The sequence below is a fragment of the Celerinatantimonas yamalensis genome, from assembly GCF_046054155.1.
GTDB lineage: Bacteria > Pseudomonadota > Gammaproteobacteria > Enterobacterales > Celerinatantimonadaceae > Celerinatantimonas > Celerinatantimonas yamalensis.
In genome coordinates this window covers 514,373-531,250 of the sequence record NZ_JBEQCT010000001.1, presented here as the reverse complement: position 1 = coordinate 531,250, position 16,878 = coordinate 514,373, and the positions used below count along the sequence as shown (strand labels likewise).

Below are 16,878 nucleotides of genomic sequence, written 5' to 3'. Positions count from 1 at the left end.
AAAAGGAATTGATATGCCATCTCCACTTATGCTCGTACTGGCATTCGGTGTTGTCATTTTAGGTGCGAGTGTTCAAAGCTTAATCGGTTTTGGCTTAGCTGTGGTCGCCGCCCCACTACTTTATTTTATTGATCCTAGTTTAGTTCCTACCCCATTACTGCTACTAGGTTTTGCGATTTCAGCCATCAATTGGTTCCATAACCGCAATTATGCTGATTTCAAATCAATGGGCGGTGCGCTGGTTATGCGTATTCCTGGCGCATTGATAGGGCTTTGGTTATTGCTACATTTTGATGCAAAAGGCTTACAAATTTTAATCGCTATCGCGGTATTGATGGGCGTTGCAACCACATTGACTAAACGGGCACTGCGTTTTAACCAACGAAACCTATTGATCGCAGGTTTCATTTCCGGTCTTTTTGCAACGGTTGCAGGCATTGGTGGCCCACCCATGGCAGTGCTCATGCGCGCTCAGCAAGCGAATGCAATTCGCGGTAATTTATCCGCATTTTTTAGCGTAAGTTCACTGATTTCGATATTTATTTTAGGTATCGGTGGGCAAGTTCATGTTCATCATCTGATCAGCACGTTGATTTTACTTCCCGCTGTCTTTATTGGGTTCTTTTTAAGTAAAAACATCATCAATAAATTTGATCGCAAACAGATCACCTGCACCACACAAATTGTCTGCTGCTTATCAGCGGTTACGTTAATTTACCAAGCGTTGAGCTAGCCAGCCTTTCGCTGGCCTATCCGCTTTAGCTGATATCGACCAATTGCTGTTGCAGTTGTTTCACTTGGTCTCTCATGGCAGCCGCTTTTTCAAATTCCAAGTCACGGGCATGTTGATACATCTGCTTCTCAATCTCTTTGATCTGATTGAGCAGTTGTTCGGGTGTTAATATCTGGCGCTGTGATTTGGCTTTTAAGATCCGCTCGACTCGGCCCTGACCTAACGCCATTACATCTGTTACTTTTTTGTTGAGCGCCTGCGGAACAATGCCATGTTCTGTATTGTACGCTTGTTGAATAGCACGGCGACGCTCGGTTTCTTGAATCGCTTTTTCCATTGAGCCAGTAATGCGATCGCCATATAAAATAGCCTTTCCTTTAAGGTTTCGAGCCGCTCGTCCAATGGTTTGGATAATCGAACGTTCCGAACGTAAAAAACCTTCTTTATCAGCATCTAAAATCGCGACCAAAGACACTTCCGGCATATCCAACCCTTCTCGCAAGAGGTTGATCCCTACCAGTACATCAAACTTACCTAACCTTAAATCACGGATAATCTCCATGCGTTCAACGGTATCGATATCAGAATGTAAATAGCGCACTTTCACGCCGTGTTCATCAAGGTAATCGGTCAAATCTTCCGCCATACGTTTGGTCAATGTTGTGACCAGTACTCGCTCATTGATGGCGGCACGCTTACGCGCCTCAGAGAGCAGATCATCCACTTGGGTGGATACTGGACGGACCTCAATTTGAGGATCAAGTAAACCAGTAGGTCGGACGACTTGTTCGACAAAACGGCCCTCGGCTTTTTCTTTTTCATAAGGCCCTGGCGTTGCAGAAACAAAAATAGTTTGTGGCGTGATCGCTTCAAACTCTTCAAACTTCAAAGGGCGATTATCGAGCGCTGATGGTAATCGAAAGCCATATTCAACTAATGTCTCTTTGCGAGAACGATCCCCTTTGTACATGGCCCCTATCTGCGGCACAGTTACATGCGACTCATCAATAACTAATAGACCATCATCTGGCAGATAATCGATCAGTGTTGGCGGTGGCTCACCGGGTCCACGACCAGAGAGATAACGAGAGTAGTTTTCAATTCCTGAGCAATAACCAAGCTCATTGATCATCTCTATATCGAACTGTGTGCGTTGGCTAATGCGCTGCTCTTCTAATAATCGGTTATCTTTTAATAATTGTGCGCGTCGCTCACGTAGCTCAATTTTAATCTTCTCTATCGCTTCAAGTAATGTCTCGCGAGGTGTCACATAGTGCGTTTTAGGATAAACAGTTGCTCGAGATAACGTCTCTTCAACCGACCCTGTCAGCGGATCAAAATAGCTAAGGCGTTCCACTTCATCATCAAATAATTCCACACGCAGTGCATTGCGATCCGATTCTGCAGGAAAGATATCAATGACCTCACCACGTACCCGAAAAGTACCTCGTTCAAACGCCGCATCATTACGCTTGTATTGCAGCTGTGCTAAGCGCTGCAAAACTTCCCGTTGATTAATAACGTCACCGACGGTGAGATGAAGCATCATTTTCATATATGACTTAGGATCCCCTAACCCATAGATAGCCGAAACAGAAGCGACAAGTACGACATCTCGGCGCTCCAAAAGTGCTTTAGTTGCAGACAGACGCATCTGTTCAATATGTGAGTTGATCGAAGCGTCTTTTTCAATAAACGTATCGGTCGTAGGAACATACGCCTCAGGCTGGTAGTAATCATAATAAGAAACAAAAAATTCTACTGCGTTGTTAGGAAAAAACTCCTTCATTTCGCCATAAAGCTGAGCCGCTAAGGTCTTATTAGGCGCTAAAATGAGCGTGGGTCGACCTTCTTTAGCAATCAGATTAGCAATGGTGAAGGTTTTTCCTGAGCCAGTTACCCCAAGCAAGGTTTGATAGGCTAATCCATCATGTAAACCTTCTTGCAGCTCTCGAATAGCTTGTGGCTGATCACCGGTAGGTTGATATTCAGATTGTAACTGAAACGCTTTCATATTGGCCTTCAAACTGAGTTAACAGTAACTTCGTCGATTGAATGCTGTGATCTTAATCAACCTTCACAAAAAAAGCATTATTATCAACAAATGAACTTTTAAAAATTATTTCATTGCATTAAAGTCAAGCTGTTTTTACTAGAATATTTCACTATATGTAAAATTTAATGCACAGCAGTTAACATGGATAATGACGAACTGCAACTAGATTTTATTTTTCTGTCTTAACCCTATTGCACCTTTTTAACTATTTGATATATAAATACTTTCCTGAAAGAGTGTTTTTTGTTTCATTTATTGGGAACCCAGTAGTGAAGCGGCTTGCAGGATGTTTTAATCATTTCATACACATGGTTATCCACAGTTTTAGTGGATAACCATGTGTACCCCGCTTGCCATCTTGCTTGAACAAAGTGTGAATAACATTGCCCCATTAAAAAGCCCCTATTTAGGGCAAAAAATATACTTGGGCGAGCTAACAAATGGTATCTATTTACCAAATAATATACTTTAATATTTTTACTCAATGGTACGATCTGTTGGCAATATACTGCGAAAAAAATAAAGCAAACATTGATTTTTTACTCATTGCTGGTTGACTGTTTTTCAAGGTACGATTAATAATCGCTCATATCATCATTAAATCAGCCAATGAGTGTACGATTTCCAGTCTCATGGAAGGTTAAAGCGGTAGACTGTTAATGCTGAGGGTGAGTTGAATTCAACCTGAGGAAGTATAAAGCCGACATACTCGCCGGCCTTTTGTCTGTTGCAGGTACTAATGCTCGTTAAGCCAATGCTCAACATCAATGATGCGTTGATTCGCGCTTCCTCGCCAAGGCAACTGTGGCGAGCGCTGCTCTTGTTTAAACGGGCCATCGACCAACACATCAATCAACTTGACAACCTGCCACTGAGGGAGGCTTAGCGACTCAATCTGATAGCCGGTCCAACACCAGATATCTTTGCCTGGACAATGCTCCCGGATAGCTTCTATCAACGCTAGGATCTCAATGACATTGGCCGGATGCAAAGGGTCGCCGCCACTTAAACTCAACCCACGTTTAGGGATCTCGGGATCATTCAGATCGTCAATAATCTGTTGCTGCATCTTCTCATCAAATTTATGGCCAACATCCAAACGCCAAGTCGATTGGTTGTAACATCCTCGGCACATATGTTCACATCCAGCAACAAACAGGGTACTGCGCGTTCCTGGACCATTGACAACATCCACTGGATAATACTGACAATAATTCATTACAGATGTTTCACCCGTCGCTGCACCTCTTGCTGCTTGCCGTAATTAAATGGCCGTGTATCTGGGCTGCCTAAATAGCCACACACTCGGCGAATAACCGATGCTTTACCACTTTCATGATTCCCACATTGAGGGCATTCAAACCCCTTGCTGGTACAGGTGAATTCACCTTTATAGCCACATTCATAGCATTCATCAATTGGGGTATTTGTCCCATAATACGGGACTCGGCTATAGCTGTAGTCCCACACATTTTCTAATGCCTCTAAGTTATGACGCATATTAGGATATTCACCATAGCAGATAAAACCACCACTACTTAATGGTGGATAAGCAGCTTCAAACTGAAGTTTTGCATAGGGTGTTACTTTTTTCTCAACATCTAGGTGAAAACTATTGGTGTAGTAACCCTTATCGGTCACACCTTCAATCACACCAAAATCTTGTGTGTCCAGCTTACAAAATCGGTTACACAAATTTTCACTTGGTGTAGCATAGAGGCTAAATCCATAGCCTGTTTCTTCTTTCCAGTGTTCAGTTGCTTGGGCCAGATAGCGGACCATTGCAATCCCTTCTTCGCGTAGCTGCTCGTCATCAAAAATATGTTGTTGCTGTGGACCAAATAGCGCGATGATCGCTTCATGGACACCGATATATCCAAGCGATATTGAGGCGCGACCATTTTTAAACAAAGTAAGTACTGAATCATCAGGCGCGAGTCGTTCCCCACAGGCCCCTTCCATGTAAAGAATCGGTGCTACACGTGCTTTTACATTGGCAAGTCGGTCAATACGAGTCATTAACGCTTTGTAAGAAATGGCTAAACGTTCGTCTAACAGTTGATAAAAACGAGCACGATCGCCATGAGCTTGTATAGCAATACGTGGCAAGTTGATACTGACCACACCCAGATTATTTCGCCCATCATGGACCATTTCACCGCTCTCGTTAAAATAAGGTGCTAGAAAGCTGCGGCATCCCATTGGAGTTTTAAACGAACCGGTCACTTCAACGACTTGATCATAGTTAAGAATATCCGGATACATTCGTTCACTGGCACATTTAAGTGCTAATTGTTTGATATCATAGTTAGGATCAGTGGCTTGGCGATTGATCCCCTCGCGAATGGCAAACACTAGTTTAGGAAATATTGCTGTTTTAGCATTTTTACCGAGCCCAGCAATACGATTATTTAAGATAGAACGCTGAATCAAACGTGCTTGCCAACTGGTCCCTAGGCCAAACCCTAGTGTCACAAAAGGCGTTTGTCCATTGGCCGTATGCAAGGTATTGATTTCGTACTCTAATGATTGAAAAGCATCATTACATTCTTTATCGATCTGTTGGTCGGCGTAGGCGCGCTGATCACTAATTCCCCATTGACGAGCGATCTCAAGATGTTTTTCATATGAGCGCGTCACGTAAGGGCTCAATATCTCATCGATACGATTAATCGTTGTGCCGCCATAGATATGTGAGGCCACCTGAGCAATAATTTGAGCGGTCACTGCGGTTGCCGTAGAGATCGACCGCGGTGGCTGAATTTCAGCATTGCCCATTTTAAACCCTTGTGTAAGCATCCCATCAAGATCAATGAGCATGCAGTTAAACATCGGGAAAAATGGCGAATAATCTAAATCATGATAATGAATATCGCCGCATTCATGCGCTGCAACTACATCTTTTGGCAGCATGTATTTTTTGGCATAATGCTTCGCCACTATGCCAGCCAATAAATCCCGCTGCGTTGGGATCACTTTGGCATCTTTGTTAGCATTTTCATTTAGAATATCAGCGTCAGTTTGCTCCATTAAGCCACAGATATCACGGTTCAACTGGCTATTGCGTTCTCGGGCAATGTCGCGATCATGGCGATATTCAATATAAGCTCGCGCAAGCTTACGATAAGAGCTCTGCATCAAACGCTCTTCAACTGCGGTTTGGATCTGCTGAATGTTGACTAGCGGCTCAGATGCAAATTGTTGAGTCACTGAAAGCGCCACGGATAAGGCAAAATCACTAGAAATAGATTCCGAGGCTTGGCTTGCGGCCTGAACGGCCTGACAAATACGTTGTGTATCAAAAGGAACACGGCTCCCGTCACGTTTCTCAACTACTGGTTGTAAATCCATTATAAATTACCATTCAATATCTAGTATATAAATTGTATACCAATCACTAGATGTAGTGTTTTTTCTTATGATACTTCGATTGATCTAGATCAGAATTTTAGTTATTAGAGCATTTAGCCACTATCAGCGAGCCTCTTTTGTGACTTTTAGCTGTATCTAATCCCATACAGGATTAGTGTTGTTATGTGACGTTTAAACAACGATAATGGTGCCATTGTTTTACATCTCACATGAACTCATGACGCACTATTTTCTGCTTTTTGTTGCAACTGTATTGGTGAACAACTTTGTTTTGGTTAAGTTCCTCGGACTATGTCCATTTATGGGTGTATCTAGCAAAGTTGAAACAGCTGCTGGTATGGCGATGGCAACTACGTTTGTCTTAACACTGGCTTCATTATGCTCGTATTTAGTCGACCATTATATTTTGTTACCACTTGGATTGATCTATCTACGTACGATGGCATTTATTTTAGTGATCGCAGTTGTGGTTCAATTTACTGAAATGTTCGTCAAAAAAACCAGCCCGACACTCTATCGACTATTGGGGATCTATCTGCCTTTAATTACGACTAATTGCGCGGTTCTCGGGGTTGCACTGATTAACATCAATGAAAACCATAATCTAATTAACTCGGTATTCTATGGCTTTAGCGCCGCCGTCGGATTCTCGTTGGTGTTAATTTTATTTTCTGCAATTCGTGAGCGTTTGGCACTAGCTGATACACCCGCCCCATTTAAAGGTGCTTCCGTGGCGATGATCACTGCAGGCATGATGTCATTAGCATTTCTTGGTTTTTCTGGATTAATTAAGTTGTAGATATGATAACTATTCTCTACGCAGCATCCGCGTTGCTGCTGCTTGGGTTAATTTTTGGTGCTATTTTAGGTTATGCCTCGATTCGCTTTAAAGTTGAGAGTGACCCGCTTGCTGATCAGGTTGATCAAATTCTCCCTCAAACACAATGTGGTCAATGTGGGTACGCCGGGTGTCGCCCGTATGCTGAAGCTATCGCCCAAGGTGAGGCCATTAACAAATGTCCACCTGGTGGTGACGTTACCATCAAAAAGCTGGCTGACTTATTAGGGGTTGAACCACCGCAAGATGATACAACGGTTCAAGATCATCAGAAAAAAGTGGCGATTATCCATGAAGATGCGTGCATCGGTTGTACCAAATGCATTCAAGCCTGCCCGGTCGATGCGATAGTCGGTAGTACGCGCCAGATGCACACGGTCATTGCAAGTGAGTGTACTGGGTGTGAACTATGCGTAGCACCTTGCCCAACTGATTGTATTGAGATGCGCCCTTTAGCACAAACTACTAAAAACTGGGATTGGCAGCTCAATAGCATCCCCGTTGTTGAAATTGAGAGTCACTGATGACTTTACAAACTTTTGAACAGATCCAACAAGGAAAACTTTGGCATTTTCAGGGTGGAATACATCCCAATCCCCATAAAAAAGGAATTGATACAGGTCGTCCAACCAAACTTGACTATCAAGGCGATTATATTCTGCATCCACATCAACATATCGGTGATGCGGGCATGCTCACTGTCGCAGTGGGTGATTATGTACTAGGCGGTCAGGCACTTACCCAAAGCTTTTTGTATTCAGCCCCGCCTATCCATGCCCCGACGTCGGGTTCTATTGTTGCCATTGAACCTCGTCCATGTGCCCATCCGTCGGCTCGAGAAGAATTGGCCATCATGCTTCGTCCAGACGGTCAAAACAACTGGCAGAAATTAACGCCTGTCACGAATACCGATGATCGGCAAAGTTTAATTCAAGCGATTCACCAATCAGGCATTAGCGGCATGGGCGGCGCAGGTTTTCCTACAGCAATCAAGTTAGCGTCTCGTTCGGGTATTGAGTTGCTCGTGGTCAACGGGGCTGAATGTGAACCATATATCAGTGCAGATGATACCTTGATGCAGCACTACAGTGGTGGAATTAGACAAGGGATCAAGTGGCTACAGCATATCTTGCAACCCAAGCTGACTATTTTGGCGATTGAAGACGATAAACCTTGCGCGATTGCGGCGATGCTAGCCGTTGCCGATGATTCGCTGCGAGTGCAAGTAATACCGGCTAAGTATCCCTCTGGTGGTGAAAAGCAGCTGATCCAAATTTTGACAGGTACCCAAGTACCAGCAGGTAGTCTGCCAGCAGATATCGGCATTATGGTGCAAAATGTAGGCACCGCCTATGCGGTTCATCGCGCTATCGATTATGGTGAACCATTAACCAAGCGAATAGTCACTTTAGCGGGTAATGCGATTAAAAAACCGCGTAATATATGGGTTGATATTGGTACCCCAGTGGCAGCACTTTTACCCGAAAAATCCCCTCGTTATCCACGACTGATCATGGGTGGAGCAATGATGGGATATACACTTCCCTCCCCTAATGTGCCTTTAATTAAAACCAGTAACTGTATTCTCTATGGTAGTGAGAAAGAGTTTGGTCAATCGCAGCAACCCCTTGCCTGCATTCGTTGTGGTGAGTGCGCCCAAGTATGTCCAGCCGATCTACTTCCGCAACAGTTATTCTGGTTTATTCAAGGCAATGAGCTTGATAAAGCTAAAAACTATCATCTCAAAGACTGTATTGAATGTGGGGCTTGTGCATACGTCTGCCCCAGTAAAATTCCGTTGGTAGAATATTACCGACGCGGAAAAGTTCAGTTGCGAGAGCAACAACAGTTAGAAATTGATGCTGAACGAGCGAGACAACGAACCGAGCGCAGAAATCAGCGTTTAGAACGTGAAAAACAACAGCGCGAGTTGCGCCATCAACAAGCCGCTAAAGATCGTGTTCAAGAATTAAAACATTCAGATAAGACAGATGCTATCGCAGCGGCTATGGCGCGCGTGAAGGCAAAGCAACAGAGCCAAGATCATCATCAAAGTGTGGATTCATCGACCGCTCAAGTACAAGATCGCCAGTCTTCAGTTGCCGCCGCGGTGGCCAGAGCCAAAGCCAAGCGTACTATGGCTGAGGATGAGTCAGCATCTAAGCCTGCTCCTGATAATCAGCGTAAAGCCGCAGTTGCTGCGGCAATCGCTCGAGCGAAAGCGAAACGACAGAGCGAAGATAACGGCAGTACAGGCGAACAATCCACACGCAAAGCAACCGTTAACGCCGCAGTTGCTCGGGCTAAAGCGAAACGTGCACAAACGCAAACACATGCTGAACCTGTCGATACGACGAATAAGCCTGGCCCAGTATCACCCCAAAGCGCGAAACAAGACGCTCCCGTTTATGCGGCTACTGATAAAAAGGCGCTGATTGCTGCTGTGGCAAAAGCCAAAGCGAAAAAAGCTGCTGAGCAAGCAGTTCAAGTCGAACCTGATCGCTCAAATGTAGATAAAAAAGCGGCAATTGCAGCCGCAGTTGCTAAAGCCAGAGCGAAAAAAACTGCTGAGCAAGCAGTTCAAGTTGAACCTGATCGCCCAAAGGTAGATAAAAAAGCGGCAATTGCAGCCGCAGCTGCTAAAGCTAAAGCGAAAAAAACCGCCGAGTCTGATGCAAATGCCTCGCAGACGAGTCAATCCGACCCTATACATTCTTCCAATGAGGAATCATCAAATCTATGAAACTGGCCATCCTCAGCTCACCATTTAAGCGCTCGCATCAATCTACTCGCGCCGTTATGGCCCAAGTGGCACTTGCATGTATTCCGGGTGTCATTGCACAATATTACTATTTTGGGATCGGTCATCTGATCCAGATAGCGTTATGTATAATCACCGCGTGGATCACAGAAGGCATTGTGGTAGCGCTTCGCAAACGCCCTGTTTTGGCGATCTTGTCAGACAATAGTGCATTCGTCACCGCTGTATTATTAGGATTGTCGTTGCCCGGCTATGCGCCATGGTGGGTGAGCATTCTCGGTACACTCTTTGCTATATTGCTCGCCAAACATATTTATGGCGGTTTAGGACAAAATATATTTAATCCCGCAATGGCAGCTTATGTGTTTTTGTTGATCTCCTTTCCTGTCGCAATGACCGGCTGGCTATTACCACAGGATCTACTCGGTAATCCCTTCACCAATTGGGATGGTATAAGTCTCATTTTCACTGGATTTACTTCCGATGGATTTAGTTTGCATCAAATGGCAACAAGTGCAGACGCCATCACCCAAGCCACACCACTTGATGCACTGCGTACGGGGTTAACTGTGGGCCGCAGCGCCGCGCAAGTTGTGACCTCACCCTTATTTGGTGATTTTGCAGGCATCGGCTGGGGTGCAATAAACGGGGCATTTCTTGTCGGGGGCCTATTTTTGTTGTGGCGCCGGGTGATCCGCTGGCACATTCCACTGGCATTTATAGCGACCATGTTAGTGTTAAGTGCTATTGGTCATGCGTACGCCCCCGAGCGCATTGCATCACCGCTGATAGAATTATTCTCTGGTGCGACCATGTTTGGTGCTTTCTTCATCCTTACTGATCCTGTCACCGCCTCAACGACGAACAAAGGGCGACTCATCTACGCAAGTTTAGTGGGCGCCTTAGTATTTTTGATCCGCCATTTTGGAGGATACCCCGATGGAGTGGCCTTTGGCGTCTTGATTGCTAATATGTGCGTGCCTTTGATCGATCACCTCACCCAACCTCGTGTTTACGGTTATAAGGGAAAATCATCTCATGAATAACCCGGTTGTAAAAAATGCGGTTTTATTGGCATTATTTGCCCTAATCTGTACTCTATTTGTGGTCTTCACCAATCAATTAACCGGCCCCAAAATATTGCAGCAACAGCAGGCTAAATTGAGCCGTTCACTAAAACAGGTACTACCTGCAGATTTAGTGAACCCTGCATTGTTAAAAAGCTGTCGCCTGATTCACTATCCTGAGTATTTGGGGAACAATGAATTGCATAAGGTATGGATTGCCCGAAAAAATGGACAAGTGCAAGGCATCGCTTATCAAACCACTGCTCCAGATGGCTATAATGGCAATATTCAGCTATTAGTCGGAGTACTACGCAATGGGATAGTGTCCGGGGTACGAGTGATCAGTGAGAATGAAACCCCAGGATTAGGGGATAAAATTGAGCTACGTAAAACGAATTGGATCTTAGATTTTACCGGTAAGCGCTTACGCAGCTCCAATGATAGCCGCTGGGCAGTAAAAAAAGATGGCGGTATGTTTGACCAATTTAGTGGTGCAACCATTACCCCTCGAGCAGTGGTTAAAGCGATAAAACACACGCTAGAGCTCAACCAGTTAAAAGCTGATGAGATTATTTCTAGTCATCAGAAATGCGGAGATTAAACATGAGCCAATATCGTGAAATAGCTTTACAAGGTTTGTGGAAAAATAACCCTGCGTTAGTACAACGCTTGGGATTGTGTCCGATGCTCGCAGTCACTGCAACTGTCACTAACGCCTTGGGGCTTGGATTTGCCACAATGTTAGTGTTAATTGCATCGAATACACTTATTTCTCTGATTCGACGATGGGTGCCCAATGAAATTCGGATCCCAGTATTTGTCATCATTATTGCAAGCCTAGTCACCTGCGTGCAGCTGTTAATGAATGCTTATCTCTATAGCCTATATTTGAATTTGGGGATCTTTATTCCACTGATTGTCACCAACTGTATTATTATCGGCCGTGCTGAAGCCTTTGCAGCAAAGAATAGTGCCCCAGCGGCTGCATTTGATGGATTCATGATGGGGCTAGGTTTCACCGCTATTTTGTTTGTGCTAGGGGCTATTCGTGAAATTATCGGTAATGGTACTTTATTTGATGGCGCCAATTTACTACTAGGACAATGGGCTAGCGTATTGCGGGTCGAAGTGTTTCACTTTAATCAACACATGTTATTGGCCATCCTTCCCCCTGGTGCTTTTATGGGATTGGGCTTATTGATTGCGCTTAAATATGTCATTGATCAAAAACTGCAGCAACGCGCTAGTGAACATCAAGTAGCATTGAGTGATCGATCTGAAGAGGTCAGCGTGTTGTGAATAACCAAAAACGCAAAGAGATCTTAAGTCGACTTCGCGATGAAAACCCCAATCCGACGACTGAGCTTACATTTGATAGTCCATTTGAATTACTCATTGCCGTGATGCTATCGGCTCAAGCGACCGATGTTTCCGTGAATAAAGCAACGGCTAAGCTTTACCCTATCGCCAATACACCTGAGAGCATTTGGACACTCGGTGTTGATGGTCTCAAAGCGTATATTCGCACAATCGGCTTATATAACTCAAAAGCAGAGAATGTCATCAAAACCTGCCGGATCTTAATCGATCAACATGGTAGTCAAGTTCCAGAAGATCGTGCAGCGCTTGAAGCGTTACCTGGCGTAGGTCGCAAGACTGCGAATGTCGTTCTCAATACTGCTTTTGGTTGGCCGACGATCGCGGTGGATACCCATATTTTTCGAGTCTCTAATCGCACCAAATTTGCTATGGGGAAAAATGTTGATCAAGTAGAACAAAAACTAATTAAAGTAGTTCCGGCTGAATTTAAAGTGGATGTTCACCACTGGCTCATATTGCATGGACGATATACTTGCATCGCCCGCAAACCCCGCTGCGGCTCCTGTATCATTGAAGATCTATGTGAATTTGACTCAAAGACAGAATAATAAGCGGTCTTTATGACTCAAGTGGCATAGAGCATCTAGCTCGCTCACAATGCGCTAATAATGGTGAAAGAGCATGGTCAACGGCTCTTTGAGATAAATTATTTCAGGTTAATTCAATGACTCCCATTATCTGCGTATCAGAGGGGCTACGCTAATTTCAGATAATCACCATGGTTGAAGTAGAGAAGAAAGTCAGTTGTTATCGCGCCCTGCTTTTCAACACCAAAATCAAATAATAGTGTTGCACACATTATCAACTGACTCGTTTCTCGTTTTCATGATCCCCTTTTAATTTAGATACTGAAAGAAAATCATATTGTTATAATAAATGACAGGCAGTCACTACACTTTAAAATTGCCAACTTCTGCATCAAGTTTCTGATAGAGATCGGAAATTTTTTGTGAGTGTGAACCAATCAACCCTGATACCTCTTCTACCCCATCTGTTTGCTCTTTTAGCCCTAATAAGTTATCCATAATGGACTGAGAAACCACAGCCTGTTCTTGAGTGGCTTGCGATGTTTGCTGAGCCATCTGCTGCACTTCATAAAATGACGTCGTTAAGGTGTTAAATATTTCACTCATTTCCTTAAATGTTTCAGTCGTTTTTTCAGCATTGCTGCGGCTAGTCTTAATCGCTACCGATGAGGCGGAAACGTTAGTTTTAAGTTGCTCAATGATCGTTTCAATTTCATTCGTGCTTTCTTGAGTACGAGTAGCCAGTGTTCGAACTTCATCTGCTACAACCGCAAATCCGCGGCCTTGCTCTCCCGCACGCGCGGCCTCAATAGCAGCATTGAGCGCCAGCAGATTGGTTTGTTCTGCAATTTTACGAATGACTTCAAGCACTGAACTAATAGCGCTCGAACTTTGTTCTAGCTCAGTAGAGCGATTTAACGTTTGCTCAATATCATCAGCTAATCGCGCTATTGCGGCTTGTGATGATGTCACCGCGGTCGTCCCCTGCTGCGTGACTTCATTAGAGTGGTTGGCCTCATCTGCCGATTTTTTTGCAACATCCGCCATTTGTTGATTAGACATCGTCATTTGGTTGGCTGCACTCACAATAGAATCAGAGGCTTGAACTAACGCATGGGTAATATGCGAAGCTTTTTTTGAAACATCGGTCAATGAATTTGTCATTCCGCCAAGGGAATTAGACTGAAGTTTGACACTGCTAATAATTACACGTAGTCGCTCGACAAATTCGTCAAATTGATTAGCCAAATCACCTAATTCGTCGGATGACTTGGATGCAATTCGCTGTGTTAAGTCACCGTCACCCGCCGCAATTTCTTTGATACGGCTGGTAATACTTTCAATATTACGTGTTATTTGACGTGGTATGTAGTAACCAAATGTTAATGCTATAACAAAGGCGATTAGCATAACCACCATGGCAATCTGCTGAAACTCTGCCATGGTTTTAATCATCTCTTTTTCAGCCCCTCTAGCGCGTTTTCGAACCATTTCCCCCGCTTGATCAAGCAATGTTCTGAGCTTCGCAAACCGTTGTTCTACTTGCTCAAACTGAATAGGTACTTCAGTTTTACCCGATGATTGATAAGATTGTAAATAACGTGTGCTTTGCTGAAACCATTCGTTAAATAATAGATCAAATTGTTCATAGGGTTGAGTCAAATTTGGTTCATTAACAAGATAGCTGCGATATAAATTAAACCGTTGGATCACTTGCTTCGCATTGTCTTCAAACGCACGTTTATTCGCGTCAAAATCGCCTACGTTATTCACGATATTTTGCTGAGCTATGCGCGCTTGATAGATATCGCGGTCAGCATTGAGAACCTCGGTAATAGCTTCGACATAGCGCTCTATGTCGGCAACAGAAAGACTATGTTGTTGTTCTAACTGTTTGACTCGTTCCCTCAAACCGTCACCTGCATTGTCAATCATTTTACGGATCACCAAAAATTGTGGGTCGAGCCCACTGAACTGGTCGTTTAGCACAGTCTTGTTTTTGTAACTAGCCATGATTTTATTGCTAATACTCAGCCAACTTTGGTACTGTGCATCAAACGATTCAAACGGTTTCAACAAACTAGGTTCATCAGCCACATAGTCGCGATATTTATTGAAACGATCGGATACTTGTTTCGCATTGTCTGCAAAATCTCGCGAATTATCGGCAACATTGCCTGACTGATTTAAGAGCTTTTCTTGAGCCAGTCTCGCCTGATAAAGATCGCGGTCTGCGTTAAGTACTGCTGCTATAGCTTCAAAGTAATGTTCAGATTGACGAATCATCGCCGCTTTCTGTGCGTTATTCAGATAAAACATCACCAGCAATAATCCAGCTAATATCGCCGCTAGCAGCATAATTGGCAGCATCATTTTAATTCGAATAGAATTCAGTTTCATAACATCTCAATCATGTCAATGTGATAACTTTATTGAGTCTAGGAAACAGTTGCCAATCCAGCAAATGATAATTCTACAAATAATGGGGTGTTATTTGTTATATAAGATAAATATTTCAAAGCATGGGCTTTGGGGAAGCTAGGTTATTTTAAATCGTTCATTTAATGACCTTATTAATACATAGATCCCTGATATCGTTAACAGGCCTAGTGCTTAAGCGGCCAATGGTCTGCAGTTTTTCTCTGAATATGAAGAAATTCGCCAAATTGTCAGTATTTTCGTATGATAAGGTAAAATTGGAAACAAAGAAGGGGCTATTATCTATGAGAATATTACACACAATGCTTCGGGTTGGTGATTTACAGCGTTCAATTGCATTTTACACTGATGTAATGGGTATGAAACTGCTCCGTCAGAGTGAAAATACTGAATATCAATATACGTTAGCTTTTGTAGGTTATGGCGCTGAAACGGACGAAGCTGTTTTGGAATTAACCTATAACTGGGGAAAAGACAGCTATGATCTGGGCGATGGGTATGGCCATATTGCAATTGCTGTGGATGATATCTATGCCACTTGTGATAAAATTCGCCAGCAAGGCGGCACTATATCCCGTGAACCGGGGCCAGTAAAAGGAGGAACCACCATCATCGCTTTTGTTCGAGACCCCGACAATTACGCCATTGAACTTATTGAGAAAAAAGCAGCAGGGCAAGGGCTAGAAGGCTAATTGACATATAACCCTCTGCGAGTGGATAAGCATAGCCATTATGCTTACCCATTTTCTTTGCCTAAGGAAATCACGACACGTCGGTTCTTTTCTCTGCCCAATAAAGTTTGATTTGAAGCTATAAAGCGTTTTTCACCATACCCTGTTACCTTCACCTTATTTCCGTCAAAGCCCTTTGTGACAAAGAACTGTTTCACACTTTTAGCACGGCTTTCTGAGAGTTTTTGGTTCGGATACCGTCCACCATAACTGTCAGTGTAACCATTAATCACAATCATATCGACTTTCGGATCATTTTTCACATAGTTGCCAACCATCGTTAATTTAGCTTTTGACTCTTTGGTGAGCTGATCACTATTTTGTTTATAATTGAGGACAGTGAACGCAATATCATTAAATGAATAGGGTAATAATTGACTCACGCATTGCATAAATTTGTCGTAATGACTGCGAAAATTAATTGCTGACAAGCCAACGGCTGTCGCCCCGCCCCCTGAATACCAATCATTAAAATAGAACGTTGGAAAATTACCGCTATCTAGCTCAGATAGCATCTCCCAAGCAGGTTGATCATGTAATCGACCATCAAACTGTTTATAAAAATTGAGCTTTGCGACTGTTTTAGCCGAGCGCCCAGGACGCCAAGGGGGCGGTACACTGCGAAGCAACACTTTATGCGTGATAGCTGGTAAACGGCGCATATCCAGCGAAAAATCTAAATTGATATGACGACTTGCCTTGCTCACAAAATGAGCAACGCCGAATGATGGGATCACATGATCCAACTGACATGCCAATGGTGTGGATTCGGACACCACCCATGTAGAATCATCCATTGGCGCCTGATAGAGCCGCAACCCACTGCTTGCATACACAAAGGTTGACAAACAAGCACTACAAATAAAAAGTCGTCGCTTCATATTGCCTCACATTATCTCACAGCTTGATATCGGCAAAGAGTTAAAAAACTTTAAACAGATTCGCACTCATCGGCGCCATTTGTAATAATAGCG

At 43.7% G+C, this 16,878-nt stretch carries 14 protein-coding genes; 9 read left to right on the top strand and 5 right to left on the bottom strand.

What is annotated here, in order from left to right:
• The first annotated feature begins 13 nt into the window (after nt 1-13).
• On the top strand, nt 14-733 hold the full coding sequence (locus ABUE30_RS02605) for a sulfite exporter TauE/SafE family protein (protein WP_408622108.1): 720 nt from the start codon (nt 14-16) through the stop codon (nt 731-733).
• 25 nt (nt 734-758) lie between these two features.
• Here ABUE30_RS02605 and uvrB read toward each other — a convergent pair whose 3' ends face one another.
• From uvrB to nrdD, 3 genes are all read right to left on the bottom strand, one after another.
• Nucleotides 759-2,747: an excinuclease ABC subunit UvrB gene (gene uvrB, locus ABUE30_RS02600; RefSeq protein ID WP_408622107.1), complete on the bottom strand. Its 1,989-nt coding sequence runs from the start codon at nt 2,745-2,747 to the stop codon at nt 759-761.
• A gap of 778 nt (nt 2,748-3,525) precedes the next feature.
• Complete coding sequence (gene nrdG / locus ABUE30_RS02595) at nt 3,526-4,008, bottom strand: anaerobic ribonucleoside-triphosphate reductase-activating protein (protein WP_408622106.1); 483 nt, start codon at nt 4,006-4,008, stop codon at nt 3,526-3,528.
• Complete coding sequence (gene nrdD, locus ABUE30_RS02590) at nt 4,008-6,140, bottom strand: anaerobic ribonucleoside-triphosphate reductase (protein WP_408622105.1); 2,133 nt, start codon at nt 6,138-6,140, stop codon at nt 4,008-4,010. Before nrdD ends, nrdG begins: the two co-directional genes overlap by 1 nt.
• A gap of 238 nt (nt 6,141-6,378) precedes the next feature.
• Here nrdD and rsxA point away from each other — a divergent pair, with 238 nt between their 5' ends.
• Genes rsxA through nth form a run of 7 tightly spaced genes read left to right on the top strand, consistent with a single transcriptional unit; the run spans nt 6,379 to nt 12,755 of the window.
• On the top strand, nt 6,379-6,960 hold the full coding sequence (rsxA, locus tag ABUE30_RS02585) for an electron transport complex subunit RsxA (protein WP_408622104.1): 582 nt from the start codon (nt 6,379-6,381) through the stop codon (nt 6,958-6,960).
• 2 nt (nt 6,961-6,962) lie between these two features.
• Nucleotides 6,963-7,523, top strand: a complete 561-nt coding sequence (gene rsxB, locus ABUE30_RS02580) for an electron transport complex subunit RsxB (RefSeq protein WP_408622103.1) — start codon at nt 6,963-6,965, stop codon at nt 7,521-7,523.
• Nucleotides 7,523-9,742 carry an electron transport complex subunit RsxC gene (gene rsxC, locus ABUE30_RS02575; RefSeq protein WP_408622102.1) on the top strand — a complete coding sequence of 740 codons (2,220 nt, stop codon included), beginning with the start codon at nt 7,523-7,525 and terminating at the stop codon, nt 9,740-9,742. The genes rsxB and rsxC overlap by 1 nt, the downstream gene beginning before the upstream one ends.
• On the top strand, nt 9,739-10,806 hold the full coding sequence (gene rsxD, locus ABUE30_RS02570; RefSeq protein WP_408622101.1) for an electron transport complex subunit RsxD: 1,068 nt from the start codon (nt 9,739-9,741) through the stop codon (nt 10,804-10,806). The genes rsxC and rsxD overlap by 4 nt, the downstream gene beginning before the upstream one ends.
• Complete coding sequence (gene rsxG / locus ABUE30_RS02565; RefSeq protein WP_408622100.1) at nt 10,799-11,428, top strand: electron transport complex subunit RsxG; 630 nt, start codon at nt 10,799-10,801, stop codon at nt 11,426-11,428. Before rsxD ends, rsxG begins: the two co-directional genes overlap by 8 nt.
• A 2-nt stretch (nt 11,429-11,430) precedes the next feature.
• Complete coding sequence (locus tag ABUE30_RS02560; protein WP_408622099.1) at nt 11,431-12,126, top strand: electron transport complex subunit E; 696 nt, start codon at nt 11,431-11,433, stop codon at nt 12,124-12,126.
• A complete protein-coding gene (gene nth / locus ABUE30_RS02555; protein ID WP_408622098.1) occupies nt 12,123-12,755 on the top strand; it encodes an endonuclease III in 633 nt (210 codons plus the stop codon). Before ABUE30_RS02560 ends, nth begins: the two co-directional genes overlap by 4 nt.
• A gap of 342 nt (nt 12,756-13,097) precedes the next feature.
• On the opposite strand, the gene ABUE30_RS02550 is transcribed toward nth, so the two are convergent.
• Nucleotides 13,098-15,134 (bottom strand): methyl-accepting chemotaxis protein, encoded by a 2,037-nt coding sequence (locus ABUE30_RS02550; protein ID WP_408622097.1) that lies wholly within the window; start codon nt 15,132-15,134, stop codon nt 13,098-13,100.
• 323 nt (nt 15,135-15,457) lie between these two features.
• Here ABUE30_RS02550 and gloA point away from each other — a divergent pair, with 323 nt between their 5' ends.
• A complete protein-coding gene (gene gloA, locus ABUE30_RS02545) occupies nt 15,458-15,865 on the top strand; it encodes a lactoylglutathione lyase (RefSeq protein WP_408622096.1) in 408 nt (135 codons plus the stop codon).
• 44 nt (nt 15,866-15,909) lie between these two features.
• Here gloA and ABUE30_RS02540 read toward each other — a convergent pair whose 3' ends face one another.
• Nucleotides 15,910-16,785, bottom strand: coding sequence for a flagellar protein MotY (locus tag ABUE30_RS02540; RefSeq protein ID WP_408622095.1), 876 nt, complete (start codon nt 16,783-16,785; stop codon nt 15,910-15,912).
• Nucleotides 16,786-16,878 lie beyond the last annotated feature (93 nt).